Origin of the sequence: Micromonospora wenchangensis, assembly GCF_002210435.1 — a bacterium.
GTDB classification, from domain to species: Bacteria; Actinomycetota; Actinomycetes; order Mycobacteriales; family Micromonosporaceae; genus Micromonospora; species Micromonospora wenchangensis.
In genome coordinates this window covers 131681-151033 of the sequence record NZ_MZMV01000002.1, presented here as the reverse complement: position 1 = coordinate 151033, position 19353 = coordinate 131681, and the positions used below count along the sequence as shown (strand labels likewise).

The 19353-nt window shown below is 73.4% G+C and carries 18 protein-coding genes; 11 read left to right on the top strand and 7 right to left on the bottom strand.

What is annotated here, in order from left to right:
* The first annotated feature begins 190 nt into the window (after positions 1-190).
* The 5 genes from B5D80_RS02035 (at position 191) to B5D80_RS02015 (ending at position 5613) form a co-directional block, all read left to right on the top strand.
* A complete protein-coding gene (locus B5D80_RS02035) occupies positions 191-1513 on the top strand; it encodes an NAD(P)/FAD-dependent oxidoreductase (protein WP_088642009.1) in 1323 nt (440 codons plus the stop codon).
* 23 nt (positions 1514-1536) lie between these two features.
* A complete protein-coding gene (locus tag B5D80_RS02030) occupies positions 1537-3090 on the top strand; it encodes an aminotransferase class I/II-fold pyridoxal phosphate-dependent enzyme (protein WP_245854160.1) in 1554 nt (517 codons plus the stop codon).
* Between the two features lie 75 nt (positions 3091-3165).
* Positions 3166-4230 carry a hypothetical protein gene (locus B5D80_RS02025; RefSeq protein WP_144081539.1) on the top strand — a complete coding sequence of 355 codons (1065 nt, stop codon included), beginning with the start codon at positions 3166-3168 and terminating at the stop codon, positions 4228-4230.
* Positions 4218-5090 (top strand): hypothetical protein, encoded by an 873-nt coding sequence (locus B5D80_RS02020; protein WP_144081538.1) that lies wholly within the window; start codon positions 4218-4220, stop codon positions 5088-5090. The genes B5D80_RS02025 and B5D80_RS02020 overlap by 13 nt, the downstream gene beginning before the upstream one ends.
* Before the next feature lie 130 nt (positions 5091-5220).
* Positions 5221-5613: an SCO5389 family protein gene (locus B5D80_RS02015; protein ID WP_088642005.1), complete on the top strand. Its 393-nt coding sequence runs from the start codon at positions 5221-5223 to the stop codon at positions 5611-5613.
* Positions 5614-5692: 79 nt separating this feature from the next.
* On the opposite strand, the gene B5D80_RS02010 is transcribed toward B5D80_RS02015, so the two are convergent.
* From B5D80_RS02010 to B5D80_RS01980, 7 genes are all read right to left on the bottom strand, one after another.
* Positions 5693-6085, bottom strand: a complete 393-nt coding sequence (locus tag B5D80_RS02010; RefSeq protein WP_211291356.1) for a Fur family transcriptional regulator — start codon at positions 6083-6085, stop codon at positions 5693-5695.
* 169 nt (positions 6086-6254) lie between these two features.
* Positions 6255-7313 (bottom strand): amino acid kinase family protein, encoded by a 1059-nt coding sequence (locus B5D80_RS32700; protein ID WP_158224100.1) that lies wholly within the window; start codon positions 7311-7313, stop codon positions 6255-6257.
* Positions 7310-8380 carry an aspartate-semialdehyde dehydrogenase gene (locus B5D80_RS02000; protein WP_245854159.1) on the bottom strand — a complete coding sequence of 357 codons (1071 nt, stop codon included), beginning with the start codon at positions 8378-8380 and terminating at the stop codon, positions 7310-7312. The genes B5D80_RS32700 and B5D80_RS02000 overlap by 4 nt, the downstream gene beginning before the upstream one ends.
* A 1-nt stretch (position 8381) precedes the next feature.
* Positions 8382-9410, bottom strand: a complete 1029-nt coding sequence (locus tag B5D80_RS01995) for a DMT family transporter (RefSeq protein ID WP_211291355.1) — start codon at positions 9408-9410, stop codon at positions 8382-8384.
* Positions 9411-9487: 77 nt separating this feature from the next.
* Positions 9488-10444, bottom strand: coding sequence for an amino acid ABC transporter substrate-binding protein (locus tag B5D80_RS01990; protein ID WP_088642003.1), 957 nt, complete (start codon positions 10442-10444; stop codon positions 9488-9490).
* Between the two features lie 12 nt (positions 10445-10456).
* Positions 10457-11737 carry a methylaspartate mutase gene (locus B5D80_RS01985; protein ID WP_088642002.1) on the bottom strand — a complete coding sequence of 427 codons (1281 nt, stop codon included), beginning with the start codon at positions 11735-11737 and terminating at the stop codon, positions 10457-10459.
* Positions 11734-12180 (bottom strand): cobalamin B12-binding domain-containing protein, encoded by a 447-nt coding sequence (locus B5D80_RS01980; RefSeq protein WP_088642001.1) that lies wholly within the window; start codon positions 12178-12180, stop codon positions 11734-11736. The genes B5D80_RS01985 and B5D80_RS01980 overlap by 4 nt, the downstream gene beginning before the upstream one ends.
* A 707-nt stretch (positions 12181-12887) precedes the next feature.
* Between B5D80_RS01980 and B5D80_RS34705 the strand changes: the two genes are divergently transcribed.
* The 6 genes from B5D80_RS34705 to B5D80_RS01950 all read left to right on the top strand — a co-directional run bounded on the left by B5D80_RS34705 (position 12888) and on the right by B5D80_RS01950 (position 19268).
* The gene (locus B5D80_RS34705; protein ID WP_088642000.1) at positions 12888-13697 is read left to right on the top strand and encodes an SRPBCC family protein; all 810 of its coding nucleotides are present in this window, start codon (positions 12888-12890) and stop codon (positions 13695-13697) included.
* Between the two features lie 2 nt (positions 13698-13699).
* The gene (locus B5D80_RS01970; RefSeq protein ID WP_088641999.1) at positions 13700-15265 is read left to right on the top strand and encodes a class I adenylate-forming enzyme family protein; all 1566 of its coding nucleotides are present in this window, start codon (positions 13700-13702) and stop codon (positions 15263-15265) included.
* Positions 15262-16035: a 2,3-dihydro-2,3-dihydroxybenzoate dehydrogenase gene (locus B5D80_RS01965; protein WP_088641998.1), complete on the top strand. Its 774-nt coding sequence runs from the start codon at positions 15262-15264 to the stop codon at positions 16033-16035. Before B5D80_RS01970 ends, B5D80_RS01965 begins: the two co-directional genes overlap by 4 nt.
* Positions 16036-16055: 20 nt before the next feature.
* Positions 16056-16703 carry an isochorismatase family protein gene (locus B5D80_RS01960; protein ID WP_281253430.1) on the top strand — a complete coding sequence of 216 codons (648 nt, stop codon included), beginning with the start codon at positions 16056-16058 and terminating at the stop codon, positions 16701-16703.
* Positions 16704-16797: 94 nt separating this feature from the next.
* A complete protein-coding gene (locus B5D80_RS01955) occupies positions 16798-18765 on the top strand; it encodes a chorismate-binding protein (RefSeq protein ID WP_088641997.1) in 1968 nt (655 codons plus the stop codon).
* 29 nt (positions 18766-18794) lie between these two features.
* Positions 18795-19268 carry an RrF2 family transcriptional regulator gene (locus B5D80_RS01950; protein ID WP_204958567.1) on the top strand — a complete coding sequence of 158 codons (474 nt, stop codon included), beginning with the start codon at positions 18795-18797 and terminating at the stop codon, positions 19266-19268.
* Positions 19269-19353: the final 85 nt, after the last annotated feature.

Below are 19353 nucleotides of genomic sequence, written 5' to 3'. Positions count from 1 at the left end.
ATGAGGCCCGATCCGCCGAGTTCCACTGTGGACGTACGCTATGCTCTCCGCTCGGGCTGGCCCGGGCCGGGCGGTGCAGGCACCGGAGGCACCCGTCGAGGCCCCCGACAGACCCGGGTTGACCTGCGGCGACTCCGCACCACGGCGGGCGGGTCCGCGCCCGCCGCCCACCCCGGAAGGACCGAGGCAGATGTACGACGCCATCGTGATCGGTGCCCGCTGCTCGGGCGCGTCCACCGCGCTGCTGCTCGCCCGGCAGGGCCACCGGGTGCTGGTGGTGGACCGCGCCTCGTTCCCCAGCGACGTCATCTCGACACACTTCCTCTGGCCGCACGGGATGTCCTACCTGAACCGGTGGGGGTTGTTGGACGAGGTCCTCGCGGTCACCCCGGCGCACACCACGGTCGAGGTGGTCAACGACGGCATCTCGCTGACCGGTTCGGTGCCGGTCGAGCTGCTCCGGGAGTACTTCCGGGACCTGCACGGCGACGACTCGGGCGTGGTGCAGAGCTACGCCTCGGTGCGGCGTCGGGTGCTCGACCAGATCCTCGTCGACGCGGCGGCCGGGGCCGGCGCCGAGGTGCGCACCGGGTTCACCGTCCGTGAGCTGGTCGTGGAGGACGGGCAGGTGGTCGGCGTACGGGGGCGGGGAGCCGACGGGGAGCAGGTCGAGGAGCGGGCCCGGATCGTGGTCGGTGCCGACGGCCGGAACTCGTTCGTCGCCCGTACCCTCGGGTTGCCGAAGTTCGACGAGCGGCCCCGCTGCACCTTCGCGTACTGGAGCTACTGGTCGGGTTTCGACCTCGGCCCGGCGCAGCTGCACCGGCGCGGCCGGCTGGCGTGCGCGGTGGTGCCGACGAACTTCGACCAGAACATGGTGCTGGTCTGGGGGCCGAGCGAGTGGTCGCGGGAGTTCCGCGCCGACGTGCCGGGCAACTACCAGCGGACGCTGGACTTCGTCAGCCCGGAGTTGGGCGAGACGGTACGGGCCAGGGGGGTCCGCGAGGAACGCATCTACGGCACCCTGGACCAGTCGGCCTTCCTGCGACCGCTGCACGGGCCCGGCTGGGTGCTGGTCGGTGACGCCGAGTCGGCCAAGGACCAGTGCACCGCGATCGGCATGACCCACGCCTTCCGCGACGCGGAACTGGTCAGCGCCGCGCTGGACCGGTGGCTGCGCGGCGCGGTGTCGATCGACGAGGCGATGGCCGCCTACGAGGGCCGTCGCCGCAGCCAGAACGCCGCCGCCTACCACGACTACGTCTGTACGCTGGCCGAGATGCGGCCGTACCGGCACGACGAGTTGCAGTTGTTCGTCGCGTTGCGGGGTAACCAGCAGGAGACCGACCGGTTCATCGCCACGCACGCCGACGTCGCCCCGGTGTCGGAGTTCTTCCAGGCGTCGAATCTCTTCCTGCTCAACGACGCCGCGAAGGAGTCGTCGGCCGACCACGCGGTGTTCGCCGACTTCGCCGGGACGTCCCGCTCGTACCAGCAGAACCTGTTCGCCTGATGACTCACCCGGGAGACGGCACCGTGACCATCGAGCTGGACCAGCGTGACGACGGCGAACTGATCGGGATCATCCTGGCGGCGGCCCGGCGCGGAGACGTGGCGACCATGGCGCGTACGGCGTCGGAGGTCTCCGAGATGACCCGCAACTGGGCCACCCACATCCCGTGGGACGACTTCGCCGCACTCGACGGTGCCGACGACGAGCTGGCCCGGGTCGTCGCGGACCTGACGGAGATGTGGGAGCCGGCCCACCTGCGCAACCCCGTCGACCCCGACGAGGAGTACGCGCTGGACAAGAACGCGTACGACTTCTACCGGCCCGCCGGGCGCAACCTGCTGACCCGTACCGAGGACTTCTACGACTGGGTGCAGGCCCGCCGCCGTACCGAGACGTGGCAGTACTCCCGGGTGCTGGAGGCGGCGCCGGACAGCGTCGCCCAGATCACCAACGACCTGGGCCGGCGGGCCCGGGGCATCAACTTCAACTCGCAGGACTACCTGTCGTTCAACACCCACCCGGGGATCCGGGAGGCGGCGGCGAAGGCGATGCACGACTACGGGCCGCACAGTGCCGGCTCGCCGATGGTGCTCGGCAACACCCGCATCTCCGACGACCTGGAGGCGGCCCTCGGCGACCTGGTCGGGCTGGAGCACGTGACGCTCTTCCCGACCGGCTGGGCGGCCGGTTTCGGGGCGGTCGTCGGCCTGGTCCGGCAGTCCGACCACATCCTGATCGACCGGCTCGCCCACTCCTGCCTCCAGCAGGGGGCACGGGCGGCGACCCGCAACGTGGTCCGCTACGAGCATCTCAACGTCGAGGCGGTCCGCCGGCACCTGGCCGGTATCCGGGCCACCGACAGCCGCAACGGCATCCTGGTGGTCACCGACGGCCTCTTCTCCGTGGACGCCGACTGGCCGGACCTGGTCACCCTGCAACAGGTCTGCCGGGAGTACGACGCCACGCTGCTGGTCGACGTGGCACACGACCTGGGCTCGATGGGGCCGGGCGGCACGGGCGTGCTGGGGATGCAGGGCCTGCTCGGTGCGGTCGACATCGTGATGGGGGCGTTCTCCAAGACGTTCTGCTCCAACGGCGGCTTCGTGGCGTCCCGGTCACCGGCCCTCAAGCAGTACGTGAAGATGTTCGGCGGTTCGCACTTCTTCTCCAACGCCCTCTCCCCGGTGCAGACCGCGGTGGTGCGGGAGGCCGCCCGGATCATCAGGTCGGCCGAGGGGGACGCGCTGCGGGCGCGGCTCTTCACGGCGATCCACGCGCTGCGCGACGAGCTGACCGGGCGGGGCCTGACCTGCATGGGTGAGCCGTCCCCGATCGTGCCCCTGCTGATCGGCAACGAGAAGCTGGCCCGGACGGCGAACCGGCTGCTCTTCGACCGGGGGGTGCTGGCGTTCATGGTCGAGTTCCCGGTGACCCCGACCGGGTCGTCGCGGTTCCGGCTCCAGGTGCAGGCCGGGCACCGGCCCGAGGAGGCGCGCGAGGCGGCCCGGATCATCGACGGTGCGCTCGCCGACTCGCGGGCCTACCTCTCCAGCGCGTTCGGCAGCGCGCCCCGCTGACGGGCGCGCTACCGCTGCGGGCCCGTCCACAATGGCGTAACGTGTCGATCCGGTCGCCGTGCGGAGGTGAGGGGCGTGCCACCACGCAGACCCAGACGGAGCAGGGGCCAGCGCAGACCGGAACCGCCGCAGCAGGCGACGGCCCCGCCCCGGGAAGCGGTCACGCCGCCGCAAGGAGCCGAGCCGCCGGAAGCAGCCAGGCCCCGGGAGGCGGCTACGCCGCAGCCGGCGGGACCGCAGCCGGGGCCGGCCGCACCGTCGGCGGACGGGCAGCCGGATGTCGCCGCCGACCGGTCCACCCGGCGCAAGCTGCTGCTGGCGGCGGGCGGGGCGGCGGCCAGCGCGGTGATCGGCACGGTGATCGGCGCGGTCGCCAACCGGATCACCTCGGCGGAGCAGGCGGTACGCGACGACCGCGCGGTCGAGCAGGCAAAACGGGCCGACGCCCGGCGGAAGCCGCCGATCGCGACCAACGCCTACTACTACGACCGCTCCGACGAACCGGTGCTCTGGGTCCTGGCCACGCCGCTGACCGGCGACCAGCGGCAGCGGCTCCTCTCCCGGTCGCTGCCGGCCGAGGGTGAGGTCGCGGACACCTTCCCGGACGTCGTGTACGGGGTGGTGCGCTTCACCGACGAGCGGCTGACCCGGGTGCTCACCCGGCTCCGCGTCTCCGCGGTCGGCCAGTGGACCGGCCCGGTGTTCGTCAGGCAGATCCGCGCGCGGGTGCTCAAGCGTTCCGCGCCGCTGTCCGGCGCTCTCCTCCTGCGGGGGAGCCAGGGCGACGGGGAACCGCTGAGCATCGGTTTCGACCTGGACGAGCCGGAGAGCGTCGCCCGGGTGATCGATCCGCGGGACGAGACGCTCGGTGCGGCCTACGTGGACCGCCGCGCGCTGACCCTCGCCCCGGGTGAACCGGTCACCATCGACGTCCAGGCGTACACCGACCGGTCGTACTGCGAATGGGTCATCGAGCTGGAACTCGACCTCGGCGGTGAGAGCCGCGTCCAGGTGGTCGACGACCACGGTCGGCCGTTCCGCAGCACCGGCCTGGCCGCCCGCTACCAGGACCGGTACCACGCGAGCCTGCTTGACGGCTGGACCGCGGACGGCGCCGGACCGCCGGTGTGGAAACTGTGAACACCGGCCGGCGGCGGACCGCCCTGCTCGTGGTCGTCCTGATCCTGCCCGCCCTGCTGGCCTTCGGGGTGGTCCGGTTGCTCGGGGCGCGGGACGGGACGGGACACCGGGCCGCCCCGCCCCCGCCGTCGGGCCCGGCCAGCCCGTCCGACGCGGTCGGCATCGGCCCGGTCCTCGACGTGAGCGCCCGGATCACCGGCACCGAGGACGGCACCGAACTGACGTTCCTGACCACCCGGGCCCGCGCCGAGGCGGGACCGCCGGCTGCGGTCACGGACTGTCGGCGGTTCGCCGAGTGGGCGCAGCGCGACGGCGGCATCCCGGTGGGTGTCACCCCGGTGCACGCCCTGTCGGTACACGCGCGGCGCACCCTCGACATCGGTGGTGTGGCCGTGGCGGCGGTGTCGGTCACCGACGTCGACCTGTCGGGCGGGGACGGTCCCTGGGTCGAGTTGGCCTGCCGGGACGACGCCCCGGCCCCGGCCACCACCCCTTCCGGCAGCGGACGGCCGGCGGGGACGTGGCAGGGGGACCCGGACCGGCCGCGCGTCCTCGTCGCCGGGCAGACGATCGAGCTGCCGGCCCCGCTGGGCCCGCCGTACGACGGCGGCGAGGTGTTCCCGCACGGCACGGTCGACTACCAACTCCGGGTACGGATGGAGGTCGACGGGGTGGTCGAGGAGCACCGGCTGCGCAACGGTGACGTGCCCTTCCGGTGCTGTGGACGGGTCACCCACATGGGTTTCCAGGCGGCCCGCTACGAGTGGCGGGTGTCGCCCGCGCGCTCGCTGCGGTACTGCGCCGAGCTGCGGTGGACCGGGCAGCCCCCACCGCCGAAGTGTGAACTCAGGCGCGGCTGAGCCGGACCTGACGCAGCCGTACCGGCTCCGGCAGCCGGAGTGTCGCTGTTGACGTGGACCGGGTGACGTGGTGTGCTCCCTGCGTTAGCGCTAACGACAATCATAATCATTATCAGCATGAGGAGCACCCATGTCTCTCACCGTGCCATCCGCCCTGCTGGAAGCCGCCGAGGCGGGCCCCGTCGACGACCGGGACTTCGTCGCCTGCGTCCGGGAATCGCTGCCGTACGCCTGGCAGACCGTGAGCCGGGTCGTCGCCGACCTGGAGTCGTCAGGCGCCGACCGGGCGGACAACGTCGTACCGCCGCCCGGGGACGCGGAGCGGGGGCAGTTGCTGCGCGCGATGGCCAGCGACGCCATCCGGGCCAGCCTGGAACGCCACTTCGGGGTGAAGCTGGCGTTCCAGAACTGCCACCGGGTCGCCGCGTTCCGTCCCGCGGCGGTCGACTCGGAGCCCTACCGCCGGTTCGTCTCCACCCGGGGTCAGCTCCTGAACCAGTCGCCCGAGCTGCGCAACTGCTGACCCGCCGCCCGGGTGCGCCGGACCGGGAAGAACCCACCCGGTCCGGCGCACCCGGTGACGCGGGGCCGGGCCCGGGTCGTCAGCGGGCGCACTCCGCGCAGGTGCCGAAGATCTCGAAGGTGTGCCCGACCTCGGTGAAACCGTGCTGGGCGGCGACCTGGTCGGCCCACCGCTCGACCGCCGGCCCGGCCACCTCGACCGTGCTGCCGCACCGGCGGCAGACCAGGTGGTGGTGGTGCCGGCTCTGGCTGCACCGGCGGAACAACTGCTCACCGCCGGGCAGCCGGGTGGAGTCGATCTCCTGGGCGTCGACGAGCAGTTGCAGGGTGCGGTAGACCGTGGTCAACCCGACCCGGGCCTTGCGGGCCACCAGCATCTGGTGCAGTTGCTGCGCGGTGTGGAAACCGTCGACCTCGCGCAGCAGCGCCAGCACCTCGCCGCGCTGACGCGTGTTCCGGGTCACGTTCGGCATCGCCTGGGTCACCGTACCGCCGTCTCCGCTCGTCGCCCCGGCCCCGCCCGGCGGCCGTCGCTGCTTCCCGCCCCCGCCGGTCCACGCGGAGGCCGTACCCATTATGCGCTGCGGATACGGGCACCCCACCGCCCGTGGTGGGCCCGGGACGACGACCGCCGGGGGCGGGTCAGGCCACGGCCGCGACCGTGGTGAGGGCCACGTGCCGCGACCGGGCGGCCACCGCCAGCTCGGTGGCCGGCACCAGCTCGTACTCGGGCACCCCGGCGCGCAGCACGGTGAGCAGCTTCTGCCCGGTCACGGTGCAGGCCCGGCCCCGCGCCGCGAGCAGCGCCGGCACGTCCGCGAACGAGCCGGTCGCCACCACCGCGCCGGCCACCCGGAGGGTGGCCAGGCCCTCGGCGGCCAGCACCGCCTCGACGGCGTCCGGGTCGTCGCCGGTGAGCACCACCGAACGGGCGTCGGCCACCACCGCGTACGCCGGGTCACCGGTCGGGCCGATCACCGAACCGACCCGGAAGTCGCCGGTGTTCAGCCGGCAGGTGACCGTCACACCGTGCCGGGCGGCCAGCTCCACGGCCCCGGAGTGCAGCACCTTCGCGCCGGCCCGCGCCATGGTCACCACGTCGGCGTACGCCAGGGTCGGCAGCAGTCGCGCCGCCGGGACCTGCCGGGGATCGGCGTCGTAGACGCCCTCCACGTCGGAGTGGATGTCGCAGCCCGGCAGCCGCAGCGCGGCGGCGACCGCGACGGCGGACAGGTCGGAGCTGTTCTTGCCCAGCCAGGTGGGGCGCTGAAGGGCGTCGGCCGCCTGACCACCGGGCAGCACCAGCGCGTCGGCGGCGGCCAGGTGCCCGTGCAGGTAGACCGGGTCGACGCCGGTGAGCGCGGCGGCCTGCCCACCCGCCGGGCTGCTGGCCAGGCCGATGTGGTGCGGCGGCAGCAGTTCGGCGCGCAGACCGGCGCGTTCCAGCGCGATCCGCAGCAGGGCCGCGCCGACCGTGTCGGCCAACGGCAGCAGGCCGAGCAGGGCCGGGCTGCTGACCTCGGGGTGCAGTTCGGTGGCGAGGCGACGCAGTTCCTCGGTGGCCCCGGGCATCCCGCTGGTTACCACCACCAGTTTCTCGCCGTCACGGACCCGCCCAGCGAGGTGGGCGGCGACGGTGTGGAAGTGCTCCGGACCGGCGAAGCTGGAACCGCCGAACTTGACCACCCGAACCCGGCTCACCGGACCCCCCTCGCCACCAGCACCTCGGCGATCTGCACCGCGTTCAGCGCGGCACCGATCCGCAGGTTGTCCGCCACCAGCCAGAACGCCACCCGGTTCGGGTGCTCCGGGTCGACCCGGATCCGCCCGACGTGCACCAGGTCGGCGTCGTCGAGGGTGCGCGGGGTCGGCGGCCGGTCGGCCCACACCCGGACCTCCGGCTCGCCGGCCAGCAGCGCGGCCAGCTCACCGGCGTCGACCGGCGCGTCGCAGTCCACCACCACGGTCTCGCTGTGCCCGTTGAGCACCGGCACCCGGACGCAGGTGGCGGTCACGTCCAGCGTCGGGTCGCGGAGGATCTTGCGGCTCTCCTGCCGCATCTTCTGCTCCTCCAGCGTGAACCCGTCGGCGAGCAGGGTGTCGATAAGCGGGATCACGTTGTACGCCAGCGGCACCCCGAACGCCTCGACCGGGCCGGTCCGGGTCGGGTCGTCGGTCGCGGCGGCGGCCTGGGCGCGCAGTTCCGCCATCCCCCGGTTACCCCGGCCGGAGGCCGCCTGGTAGGTGCTGACGGTGACCCGCCGCAGGCCGTACCGCCGGCGCAGCGGGGCGAGCAGGCGCACCAGGGGAATGGTGGAGCAGTTCGGGTTGGCGATGATGCCGCTGTCCGGCCGCCGGTCCAGCACGTCCGGGTTGACCTGCGGCACCACCAGCGGCACGTCCGCCGCCATCCGGAACGCGTTGGTGTTGTCGATGACCAGTGCGCCCTGGGCGGCGGCGCGACGGGCGTGCCGTTCGCTGGTCCCGGTGCCGGCGGAGAAGAACGCCAGCCGTACGCCGGAGAAGTCGTACCGGTCGAGGTCGTGGACGGTGGCGGTGCCGCCCGGCACGTCGATGCGCTGCCCGGCGGAGCGCGCCGACGCCACCGGCACGCACTCGCCGACCGGGAAGCCCCGCTGGACGAGCAGGTCGATCAGGGTACGGCCCACCGCGCCGGTGGCCCCGACGACGGCGATCGGCACCGCGGCGCCGGTGGCGGCCCGCGGGTCGGTCTCGGGCAGAGCGGGGGTGTCGGTGGAGGATGTCACGTCAGCCCTGCTTTCGAAGGACGGAGTGGGGTGACCCGGCCTCGTCGACGGTCACCAGAGGAGTGGGTGCCCCGGCCGCCACCGGCACCTCGGCCGGTGCGGGCACCTCGGCCGGTGCGGGCACCTCGGGCCCGGCCGACGCGTCGCCGGGCGCGGGGTCCGGCCGGCGGGCGGCCAGCGGTTGCCAGCGCAGCGTCACCCCGAGGCTGGACAGCACGATCAGCACGATGCCGACGATCTCGGCCAGGGTGGGCCGGTGGGCGTAGACGACGACGTCGCAGACGATCGCCACCGCCGGGTTCACGAACGCCACCACCGCGATGGTGGAGCTGGGCAGGTGCGGAACGGCGGAGTAGAGCAGGTGGTAGAGCACGCCGGTGTGGAACACCCCGAGCACCGCCAGCCAGATCCAACTGCTCGCGCCCGGCGCCGGCAGCGCCGCGAAACGGACGAACGGCAGCAGCAGCGGAATGCCGATCAGCACCTGGATCAGTGCGGTGATCTGCGGCCGTACCCCCTTGAGCTGCTTCGCGGCGATGGTGGCCAGGGCGTAGAGGACGGCGGCGGCCAGCGCGTTGAGGATGCCCAGAAGCTGCCGGGAGTCCAGCCCTTCGCCGCGCAGCGCCGTCCACAGTTCGGTGGTCAGCACCAGCCCGACGAAGGCCAGCACCACCCAGCCGACGTTGGCCCGGGTGAGCCGTTCCTTGAACAGCAGCGCGCCGAGGAACAGCACGTAGAACGGCTGGGTGTGGTAGACGACGGTGGTGATGGTGATCGACGTCTGCTCGAACGAGGAGAACAGGAACACCCAGTTGAACACCAGGCAGACCCCGCCACCGGCGGCGAGCAGCAGGTTGCGCCGGGTCAGCCCGGTGTCGCGGAAGTAGCCGCCGACCAGGCAGGCCACGGCGAGGGCGACCGCGCCCAGCACGCACCTGGCGAAGACCACGTTGAACGCCGGCTGCCCGGATTCGAGGACGAACACCCCGATCGTGCCCCAGCCCGCCATCGCGACGATGATCTGGACCATCGGTGTCCTGCTGCTGCGGTGGTTCTCCATGGTGTCCCTTCCGGTTGCGGTCGCCGCCCCCTCGGCTGCGGCCGTGCTCAGGCGAACGGCGGGGCGTACATCAGGCCGCCGCGCGTCCACAGGTCGTTGAGGCCGCGGGGCACGTCGAGACCGCTGGCCGCGCCGAAGCTGCGGTCGTACACCTCGCCGTAGTTGCCGACCTGGCCGACGGCGTCGCCGATCCAGGTCCGCGGCAGGCCGAGCGTGTCGCCGAGGTGGGCCTGCGCGTCCAGCAGCGCCGACGCCGCGCCCTGGCCGACGGTGGCCGAGGTCAGGCCCTCCTCCTCGGCGGCGATCAACGCGAAGATGATCCAGCGGACCGTCTTGAGCCAGTGCGAGTCACCGTCGGCGACCGCCGGGCCCATCGGCTCGCGGGAGATCAGCTCGGGCAGGACGACGTGCGCGTCGGGGTCCGGCAGCCGGGTCTTCTCGGCCGCGAGCACCACCCCGTCGCAGACGTACGCGTCGACCGCGCCGTCGCGGTAGCCGACGAGCGCGTCCGCCGCGTCCGGGTACGGCACCACCTCGACCTCGGCGCCCAGCGGCGCGTAGTAGCGGGCGAGGCTGGCGGCGCTGCTGGTGCCGCCGAGTACCCCGATCCGGCGTCCGGCGAGCTGCGCGGCGGCGGTGACGCCGGCCGACCGGGGCACCAGGAACGCCCCGCCGTCATAGCAGGTGGTGGCGACGAAGGTGGCCCCGAAACCGGCCTCCCGGCTCACCGTCCAGGTGGCGTTGCAGGTGAGCAGGTCGATGTCGTCGCCGGCCAGGGCGGGCATCCGCTGGTCCGGGGTCAGCGGCACGAACTCGACCGCGTTGGCGTCACCGAGCACGGCGGCGGCCACCGCACGGGCGGTGTCCACGTCCAGGCCCTGCCACCGGCCGTCGGTGTCGGGGGCGGACAGGCCACGGATGCCGGTGCTCACCCCGGCGCGTACCGCGCCGTGGCGGCGGACCCGGTCGAGGCGGGCGGTCGTGCTGGTCAGGACCGAGGTCATCGGGTCTCCCTGTCAACGGGCCGGGCTCAGGGCCGGCGTGGTCGGCTCGGTGGTCGGGGTGTCGAAGCGGCGCTGGTTGAAGGCGAGCATGTCGATCAGTTCGGCCGAGCCGAGGTCGGCGGCGTGGCCGGTGGCGGGCCGCAGCGGCATCCGGCCGGTCCGGGTCCAGCGCAGCGTCCCGTCGGGGTCGACCCGGCTGCGGGCCTGGTTCGCGTTCTCCGGGTGCAGGCAGAACGGCACGTCGAGCAGGCCGGTGCCGAACGCCTCGGCGAGGGCGGTACCGGGCTCCGGGTGCAGGTCGAGCACGGCCTCGACGAGCAGCCGCGCCTCCGCGTACGCCGGGGAGGCGGCCGGGTCGAAGGACCGCCGGGCCGGTGCGGCGCAGCCGGCCGCCTGGGTGGCGGCGAACTCCAGTGCGGCGACGTTCTCCGCGACGGTGGGGATGCGGAACGCCTCGGCCGAGGTCTTGACGATCAGCCGGGCGGCCCCGCCGGCAACGGCGAGCCGGACGCTCTCCGCCAGGATCGCGGCGGCACCGGCCGGCGTGCGGGGGAACAGCCCCATGAACGTGTAGACCACCAGGTGCACGTCGCAGTCCGGCAGGAACTCGGCGGCCAGGTGCCGCAGGGCAAGCAGCGCGTCCAGGTCCTGACCGGGGTTGGTCTGCTGGGCGAAGCTGAGCGACAGGCTGCGTACCCCGTGCCGCCGGAAGAACAGGCCCTCCAGGATGCCCAGCGCGACGAGCAGGGACGGCGGGCAGAGCTGGCCGAGCATGCAGCCGGCGAAGCTCTCCAGGTGGGCGCCCCGTCCGTCGCCCACGCTGGCGAGCAGTTCGCAGCAGGCCGCCCACTCGTCGATCGCCGCCCGCAGCGGCACCCGGCTGTAGGGCAGGCAGTACGAGACGGGCCCGCCCTCGGTGGCGTCGAGGCCGGCGTCGAGCAGGGCGTGGAAGATGCCCAGCGGCAGCGCCGAGCCGTGTCGTACCTGGACCGGGAAGTCGTCGGCGGCGATGTCCTCCAGCATCGCCCGGGTCATCACCGCCCCGTGCGCGACCAGCGGATAGCCGTTGAGGTCGTGGCCGTGCACCAGGGCGCGGGCGGCGCTGGCGTGGTCGCCGACCCGGGTGAAGCTGTCCAGGGTGAGGGTGCCGGCGGTGGTGGCCCGGGCGGCGCGGACGGCGAGCAGGCCGCCGCGCATCTGTTCGGTGGTGGCGAAGCCCATCCTGGGCTGCACCACCAACCGACCGGCGGCCTGGTTGTCGGCCACGTACGACGCGAACCGTCCCCGGGTCACACCGGGCTCGCGGCCAGGTGCGGACGGGCGTGCAGGGTGCGCAGGTGGGCGCGGAAGTCGTCGACGGCCCGGTCGCCGACGAAGACGCCGGTGTACCCGGCTTCGAGCAGGGCGGGCACGTGCCGTTCGTCGGCGGACCCGGCGACGCCGAGGTTGCCGCCGATCACGACGGGGGTGGTGCGGTCGTGCCGGCGCAGCCGGCGGACCAGTTGCTCGCCCTCGACCGCGCCGTGCCCGTTGACGGTGCTGACCACGACCAGGTCGGGCAGGTGCCGTAGGTGGGCGGCGACGAGTTCGTCGATCGGCGTGCAGGCGCCGAGGTTGACCACCCGGAAGCCGTGCTCCTCCAGCAGCAGGTGGAGGTAGACCAGGTTCCAGGTGTGCGAGTCGGAGGGAATGGTGGACAGGACAGCGACCGGTGCGTTGGCCGTTGAGAGGCGCATGCCGAACTCCAGGACACTTCGCTAGCGGAAAATCGTCACGGAAAATGGGCACGGCTGGGTCGCCGCAGCCTCCGGGCGGAAGCTCGGCGTAATGTGCCGTTCCATGGTCAGAGAAAGATGATCTGGCTAGCGCAGGCCCGCCATTGCATTGAACACCGCAACTCCCCGTAAGTGGGTGTCTCACACATCTGTCGGTCGCCGAGTCTAGGACGCGACCAGAACCCTGACAAGCAATGTCCCGGTTGACTTCCGACGGGTCGCCGGCCTTGGACACGGACGGTAGCCAAATCGCCACCGGCATCCCGGGCGCGACCCGCCCGCGCCGCCCACGGGCCGCTTCCGACCAGCACCGCCCGCCCGACAGACCCCCACCCACCGTGGCTCAGGGTGACCGGGACAATCTATCCCTGCGTTCCATATCCTGGGAAGCAGCCGGCGGACACGCCCACCGCGCACGGCGACCACCCCGCTGGAGTGATCCAGGTCATTCCCGTCGCCACCCACTCCCCCGCCGCTCACCCGGGGGAGCCTGATCGTCGATCCGACACGTGTTCGGCCCGGTCGATGACGACCCACGGGGTCGGACACCCGCCGTCGCCGATATCCTTCCCACAATTCGGGACACTTGAACAGGTCAATTGATAACTAGGGGTTACGGATGGCGGCGATCGGCACCCCGCCGGTGGCCTGGGGATAGATAAGGCACGATGGGTCACTGCACACGGTTACGGAGTGACCCCGGCCCACCGAGATGCGTTGCACGGCCCCCGCGACCGACCTATGGTCTACCCGCACGCCTGATCGACAGTGATCATTGCGGCACTCATAGTCACCGGCACCGCCGCGTCACGGGGGTTCCCCGCACCGCGCAGCCGGCGGACGTCCTGGTCGTCGTCGACCGTTCCCGTGCCGTCGCCGCCATTGTGGCGGTGACTCGGCACGCCCTCGCCGAGGAGGTTTCCGTGTTGGGTGCGAAAGGCCATCGCGAATTGTTCGCGGTGCACGGTGAAATCGAGGTGAACGCCACCGGGCAGCACATCTACGAGGTGGTCAGCGACCTGCCCGCCAGCGGTCGGTGGAGCCCGGAATGCCGGGGCGGGAAATGGATCTCCGGCACCCCCGGCGCGGTCGGTGCGGTGTTCCGGGGCGACAACGTGCGCAGCGACGACGTGGTGCCCTGGGCGCCCGTGGTCCGGGGCGAGTGGCAGACCACCGCCGAGGTGGTACGCGCCGCACCCGGCCGGATGTTCGCCTGGGCCATGCGCAACAGCGCCGGCGAACGGCAGGAAAGCGTCTGGTCGTACGAGATCAACGCCGTCCCGGGCGGCGGCAGCCTGCTCATCCACCGGTTCCGGATGGGCGAGGCGACCGAGGGCATCCGGGGCATCACCGCCGGCCTCGACGCCGAGGCCACCGAGCGGTTCTTCACCCAGTGGACCGACAAGCTGCGCGGCGACATCGAGCTGACCCTCGCGCGGCTGAAGACCTACATCGAACAGTCCTCCGGAGGACGGTAGCCATGCTGCTGCAACGCGTCGCCAACCAGGGAATCCGACTCGGCACGGTGTTCGACCGGGCACTCGCCCGGCACCCCGCCAACCTGCTCATCCTCGACCACGACCTGGACGTCGCCCCGGAACTCGGCCGCCGGATCGCCATGGCCGAGCTCGCGGACCTCGTCGACGACCTCGCCTCCCGGCTGTGGGCGGCGCGTATCCGCCCCGGCGACCGGGTGGTCGTCCACAAGTCGGACGGGTTCGACATCCCGCTGCTCGCCGTCGCCGTCGCCCGCATCGGCGCGGTACCGGTGCTGCTCTCCCCCAAGCTGGACGGCGCGACGGTCGCCGAGCTGCTGCGCCGGGCCGCCCCGGCCTACCTGCTCACCGACGAGACGAAGCTGACCGGCAGCCTGCCCGAGGGCGTCGGCGAGCTGGCCGACGGGGTGCTGCTCGCCGCCGGCACCCACCCGGCGGGCACCGCGCTGGCCGAGCTGGCCGGCGCACCCCGGGTCGCGCCGGTGACCATGCCCGCCGACCATCCGTCGCTGGTCACCCACACCTCCGGCACCACCGGCATCCCCAAGATGGCGGTACACACCGGGTGGTCGCTCCAGGCCCGGTACCGGCCGCAGGCCACCATCGCCGCGCTGGTCCGCCGCCGGGAACCGCTGCTGCTGCACGTGTCGTTCGTGCACTCCCGGGCGATCAGCGCGATGACGCTGGCGCTGTCGCGCGGCGTACCGCTGATCGTGCTCGCCGACGACGACCCGGCGCGCGCCGCCGAACTGCTCACCCGGTTCCGGCCCGGCGTGATCGAGGCGCACCCCAACTCGTTCCTGCGCTGGGAGGAACTGGCCGACGACCCGCGCCGGCCGCTGGCCAGCGTCCGCTACTTCAGCAGCACGTTCGACGCGATCCACCCGCGCACCATCCGCCGGATGCTCGCCGCCTCCGACCACCGCAACCCGAAGTTCGCCCAGCTCTACGGCCAGAGCGAGACCGGCCCGGTGGTCGGCCGGACGTACAGCAGGCGGTGGGAGCCGGAGCACGACGGACGCTGCGTCGGCGTGCCGTTCCCCGGGATGACCGACATCCGGGTGGTGTCGGTCGACGGCCGCCCCCCGACCCGGGAGTCGCCGGGGCGGATCGAGGCCCGCAGCGACGGGCGGGCGATCACCTTCCTCGGCGAGCCGGAACGCTACGCGGCCCAGGTCGAGGGCGGCTGGTGGAAGATGGGCGACGTCGGCTACCGCACCCGGTGGGGCTGCCTGCACCTGCTCGACCGTGAGGTCGACGTGGTGCCCGGCTTCGGCAGCACACTGGTCGCCGAGGACCACCTGCTGGCCCGGATGGGCGACCTCACCGAAGTGATCATCGTGGGCACCGAGGGCCGGCCGGTGCCGGTGGTCTGCACCCGCGACGACAAGCCCCTCGACCTCGACGCCTGGCAGGCGGCGGCCCGGGGGTTGCCGCCGATGGCCGACCCGGTGCACCGCCGGCTGGCCGACCTGCCGCACACCGCCACCACCAAGATCAAGCGGCTGGAGCTGGCCCGGGCGCTCGTCGCCGAAGGTGTCGGTCGGTGAGCACCGTCGGCACCGCCCTGGTCACCGGCGCGGCCGGCGGGATCGGCGCCGAGGTGGCTCGGGCACTGGCCCGCCGTGGCACCCCGGTCGCCGCCGTCGACAGCGACGCCGACCGGCTGCGGGCCACCGTGGACGAGGCCCGTTCCGCCGGGCTGCCGCTGACCGCGTACCCGGTCGACGTCCGCTCGGGTGCGGCGGTACGCGACCTGGTGGACACCGTCGAACGGACACTCGGACCGATCGACGCGCTGGTCAACGCCGCCGGGGTGCTGCGCCCCGGCGAGGCCCGCACGCTGACCGAGGAGGACTGGCAGCTCACCTTCGCGGTCAACGCGACAGGGGTGTTCCACACCTGCCGGGCGGTGGCCGACCGGATGGTGCCCCGACGGCGCGGCACCATCGTCACCGTCGCCTCCAACGCCGCCGGCACCGCCCGCGCCGGCATGTCGGCGTACGGGGCGTCCAAGGCGGCGGCCACCGCGTTCACCAAGGCGCTCGGGCTGGAACTCGCCGGGTACGGCATCCGGTGCAACGTGGTGGCCCCCGGCTCCACCGACACCCCGATGCTGGCCGCGCTGCTGCCCGACGACGCCGCCCGACGCTCCACCATCGGCGGGGTGCCGGAGGCGTACCGGGTGGGCATTCCGCTCGGCCGGATCGCCGACCCGGCCGACATCGCCGCCGCCGTGCTGTTCCTCATCTCCGACGACGCCCGGCACATCACCATGCAGCACCTGACCGTCGACGGCGGCGCCACGCTCGGCGTCTGAGCCCGACCGAGGAGGCAACCGTGGGCATCCCGGACACCATCCGGTACGACCTGCCCGAACTGCCCCGCAACACCGTCGGCTGGGTGCCCGACCCGGCCCGCGCGGTGCTGCTCGTCCACGACATGCAGGGCTACTTCCTGCGCCCGTTCCCGCCCGACGCGCAGCCGGGCCGGGCCCTGCGGCACAACGCGGCCCGGCTGCGGGCCCGCTGCGCCGAGCTGGGGGTGCCGGTGGCGTACACCGCGCAGCCGGGTTCGATGACCCCCCTCCAGCGGGGCCTGCTCGCCGACTTCTGGGGGCCGGGGATGACCGCCGAGCCGCAGCAGCGCCGGGTCGACCCGGCACTGGCCCCCGCCGTCGGGGACTGGGTGTTCACCAAGTGGCGGTACAGCGCGTTCCACCGCACCGACCTGCTGGACCGCATCCGCGCCGCCGGCCGTGACCAGCTCGTCGTCTGCGGCGTGTACGCGCACGTCGGCGTGCTGGCCACCGCCTGCGACGCGTTCTCGCACGACATCGAGACGTTCGTCGCCGCCGACGCGGTGGCCGACTTCACGGCCGACGACCACCGGATGGCCCTGACCTACGCGGCGAACCGGTGCGCCGTGGTCGCCGACACCGACACCCTGCTCGCCGCGCTGTCCGTCACCACCGCCGCCCACGCCTGACCGCAGGCCGGGCCACCCACCCACCCGCCCGTCCCGACCGGCCGGCCCCTGCGCCGGCCGGTCGGCCACCCACCACCACGAGAGGAGGCGACCGATGTCCGCGGAGCACCGACCACCGTCGTCCGACCCGGTCACGCTGCCCCCCGCCGACCGGGCCGGGTGCCACGGACCGTTCGCCCTGCTGCACCGGCCGTACGCGCACGAGTACGGCTGGGTCGACGTGCTCGCCGGGCCGGTCGCCCCGGTCGACCGGCTGGCCGAACTGCCCCTGCCCGGACCCGCCGGTTCCCCGGCCGGTGAGGACCTGCTGGTGCTGATCCCCTACCGGCAGCTCGCCGAGCGGGGGTTCGACGCCCCCGACGACGGCACCCCGCTGCTGGCGATGCGGGTCGACCAGCAGGAGGTGCTGCCGCTGGCCGAGGTGCTGCGGCGCATCCCCGACGGCGAGATCCCGGTCGGCCCCGGCGACTACGACCTGTCCGACGCCGCGTACGCCGGGCTGGTGCGCGCGGTGCTCGACGCCGAGATCGGCAGCGGCCAGGGGGCCAACTTCGTCCTCAAGCGCACCTGGATCGCCGACCTGGGCGGGGACCCGCTGACCGCCGCGCTGCGGTTGTTCCGTCGGCTGCTCGCGGCGGAGAACGGCGCGTACTGGACGTTCCTGGTGCACACCGGCGACCGGACGCTGGTCGGGGCGAGTCCGGAGCGGCACGTCAGCCTGGCCGGCGGGCGGGCCGTGATGAACCCGATCAGCGGCACCTACCGGTACCCGGAGTCCGGGCCGACCCTGCCCGGCGTGCTCGACTTCCTCGCCACTTCCAAGGAGACGGCCGAGCTGTTCATGGTCGTCGACGAGGAACTGAAGATGATGGCCCGGATCTGCCCGGACGGCGCCCGGGTCCGGGGCCCGTACCTGCGGGAGATGGCCCGGCTCGCGCACACCGAGTACCTGGTCGAGGGGGGCACCGACGCGGACGTGCGGGACGTGCTGCGGGAAACGATGTTCGCCCCGACCGTGGTCGGCAGCCCGTTGCAGAACGCGACCCGGGTGATCGGCCGGTACGAGCCGACGGGCCGCGCCTACTACAGCGGCGCGCTGGCCCTGATCGGCCACGACCGGGACGGCCGCCGGACGTTGGACTCGACGATCGTGATCCGGACCGCCGACATCGACTCCGGTGGCCGGCTGCGCCTGTCGGTCGGTGCGACGCTGGTGCGCGACTCGGACCCGGTGGCGGAGGCGGCGGAGACCCGGGCGAAGGCCGCCGGCCTGCTGACCGCCCTGCACGCCCAGCCGGCCGGTGGACTGGCCGGCCATCCGGGGGTACGCCGGGCGCTGCGGCAACGCAACGAGCGGGTCGGCCGGTTCTGGTTGGCGTCCGACCAGCCCGACGCCGGGGGCCCGAACCGGGCCGGCGACGCCGATCCGGTGCTCGACGGCCGGCGGGTGCTGGTGGTCGACGCCGAGGACACCTTCGCCGTCATGCTCGGCCAGCAACTGCGCTCACTGGGGCTGGACGTGACGGTACGCCGGCACGACGAGCCGTTCACCGTCGACGCGTACGACCTGGTGGTGCTGGGGCCCGGTCCGGGTGACCCGCGTGACGGCGCCGATGCGAGGGTGCGGCTGCTGCGGGACACGATCGGCACGCTGCTGGCGGGTCGCCGCCCGTTCCTCGCCGTGTGCCTGAGCCACCAGGTGCTGTGCGACCTGCTGGGCATCCCCCTGCACCGGCTGCCGGTGCCCAACCAGGGGGTGCAGAAGGAGATCCGGCTGTTCGGCGTGCCACACCGGGTCGCCTTCTACAACACCTTCACCGGGCGCTGCCCCACCTCGCTGCTGCCGCAGGGGCGGCACGCCGAGACGGTGCAGGTGAGCCGGGACCCGGCGACCGGCGAGGTGCACGCCCTTCGGGCGGCCGGGTTCGCCTCGGTGCAGTTCCATCCGGAGTCGATCCTGACCGAGGACGGGGTGGGCATCCTGCGGGAACTGCTGCGCGTCCTGCCGCAGCCGGGGGCGGGACGCACGTATTCGGCCGTCGGCGTCGACTCCCGAAGCTAACCAGGACGTGTACTATCCAGGTTATGCGGATGAGCGAGCAGGTCGAGTGGGGGCTACACTGCTGCCTCACCCTCGCCTGGATCGGCGGCGAACACCCGATGCCCGCCGTCCGGCTCGCCGAGTGGTTCGAGCTGCCCCCGGCCTACCTCACCAAGTGCCTCCAGGCCCTGACCAGGGCCGGCATCCTCCAGTCGGTGCCCGGCGCGCGCGGCGGGTTCCGGCTCGCCCGCCAACCGGCGGACGTGACCGTGATGGACGTGACGGTGGCGATCGAGGGGGCCGACAACCCGTTCCGGTGCACCGAGATCCGCCAGCGCGGCGCGGGGGTCGACCCCTCCGCGCCGGAGTTCCGCACCCCCTGCGCGATCAGCACCGTCATGCACCGCGCCGACCTGGCCTGGCGGCGCGAGCTGGCCGGTCACACCCTGGCCGACCTGCTCGCCTCGGCACCGGCGGAGGCGGCCGAACGCACCCGTCGCCGCTACGCGCTGCTGCGCGGCTGACGCCCCGCCCACCCCCTCCGCGGCCGCCGACCGACCGTCGGCCCGCGCACCCGCCGGCCACCGGTCCACCCGCGACCGGCCGGAG

What these genes read in the sequence shown, in the direction of transcription:
- B5D80_RS02035 (WP_088642009.1), top strand. Translation starts at nt 191, where the DNA reads ATGTACGACGCCATCGTGATCGGTGCCCGCTGCTCGGGCGCGTCCACC.
- B5D80_RS02015 (WP_088642005.1), top strand. Translation starts at nt 5,221, where the DNA reads ATGTCTCTCACCGTGCCATCCGCCCTGCTGGAAGCCGCCGAGGCGGGC.
- B5D80_RS02010 (WP_211291356.1), bottom strand. Translation starts at nt 6,085, where the DNA reads ATGCCGAACGTGACCCGGAACACGCGTCAGCGCGGCGAGGTGCTGGCG.
- B5D80_RS01995 (WP_211291355.1), bottom strand. Translation starts at nt 9,410, where the DNA reads ATGGTCCAGATCATCGTCGCGATGGCGGGCTGGGGCACGATCGGGGTG.
- B5D80_RS01990 (WP_088642003.1), bottom strand. Translation starts at nt 10,444, where the DNA reads ATGACCTCGGTCCTGACCAGCACGACCGCCCGCCTCGACCGGGTCCGC.
- B5D80_RS01980 (WP_088642001.1), bottom strand. Translation starts at nt 12,180, where the DNA reads ATGCGCCTCTCAACGGCCAACGCACCGGTCGCTGTCCTGTCCACCATT.
- B5D80_RS34705 (WP_088642000.1), top strand. Translation starts at nt 12,888, where the DNA reads ATGGGTCACTGCACACGGTTACGGAGTGACCCCGGCCCACCGAGATGC.
- B5D80_RS01970 (WP_088641999.1), top strand. Translation starts at nt 13,700, where the DNA reads ATGCTGCTGCAACGCGTCGCCAACCAGGGAATCCGACTCGGCACGGTG.
- B5D80_RS01955 (WP_088641997.1), top strand. Translation starts at nt 16,798, where the DNA reads ATGTCCGCGGAGCACCGACCACCGTCGTCCGACCCGGTCACGCTGCCC.
- B5D80_RS01950 (WP_204958567.1), top strand. Translation starts at nt 18,795, where the DNA reads ATGAGCGAGCAGGTCGAGTGGGGGCTACACTGCTGCCTCACCCTCGCC.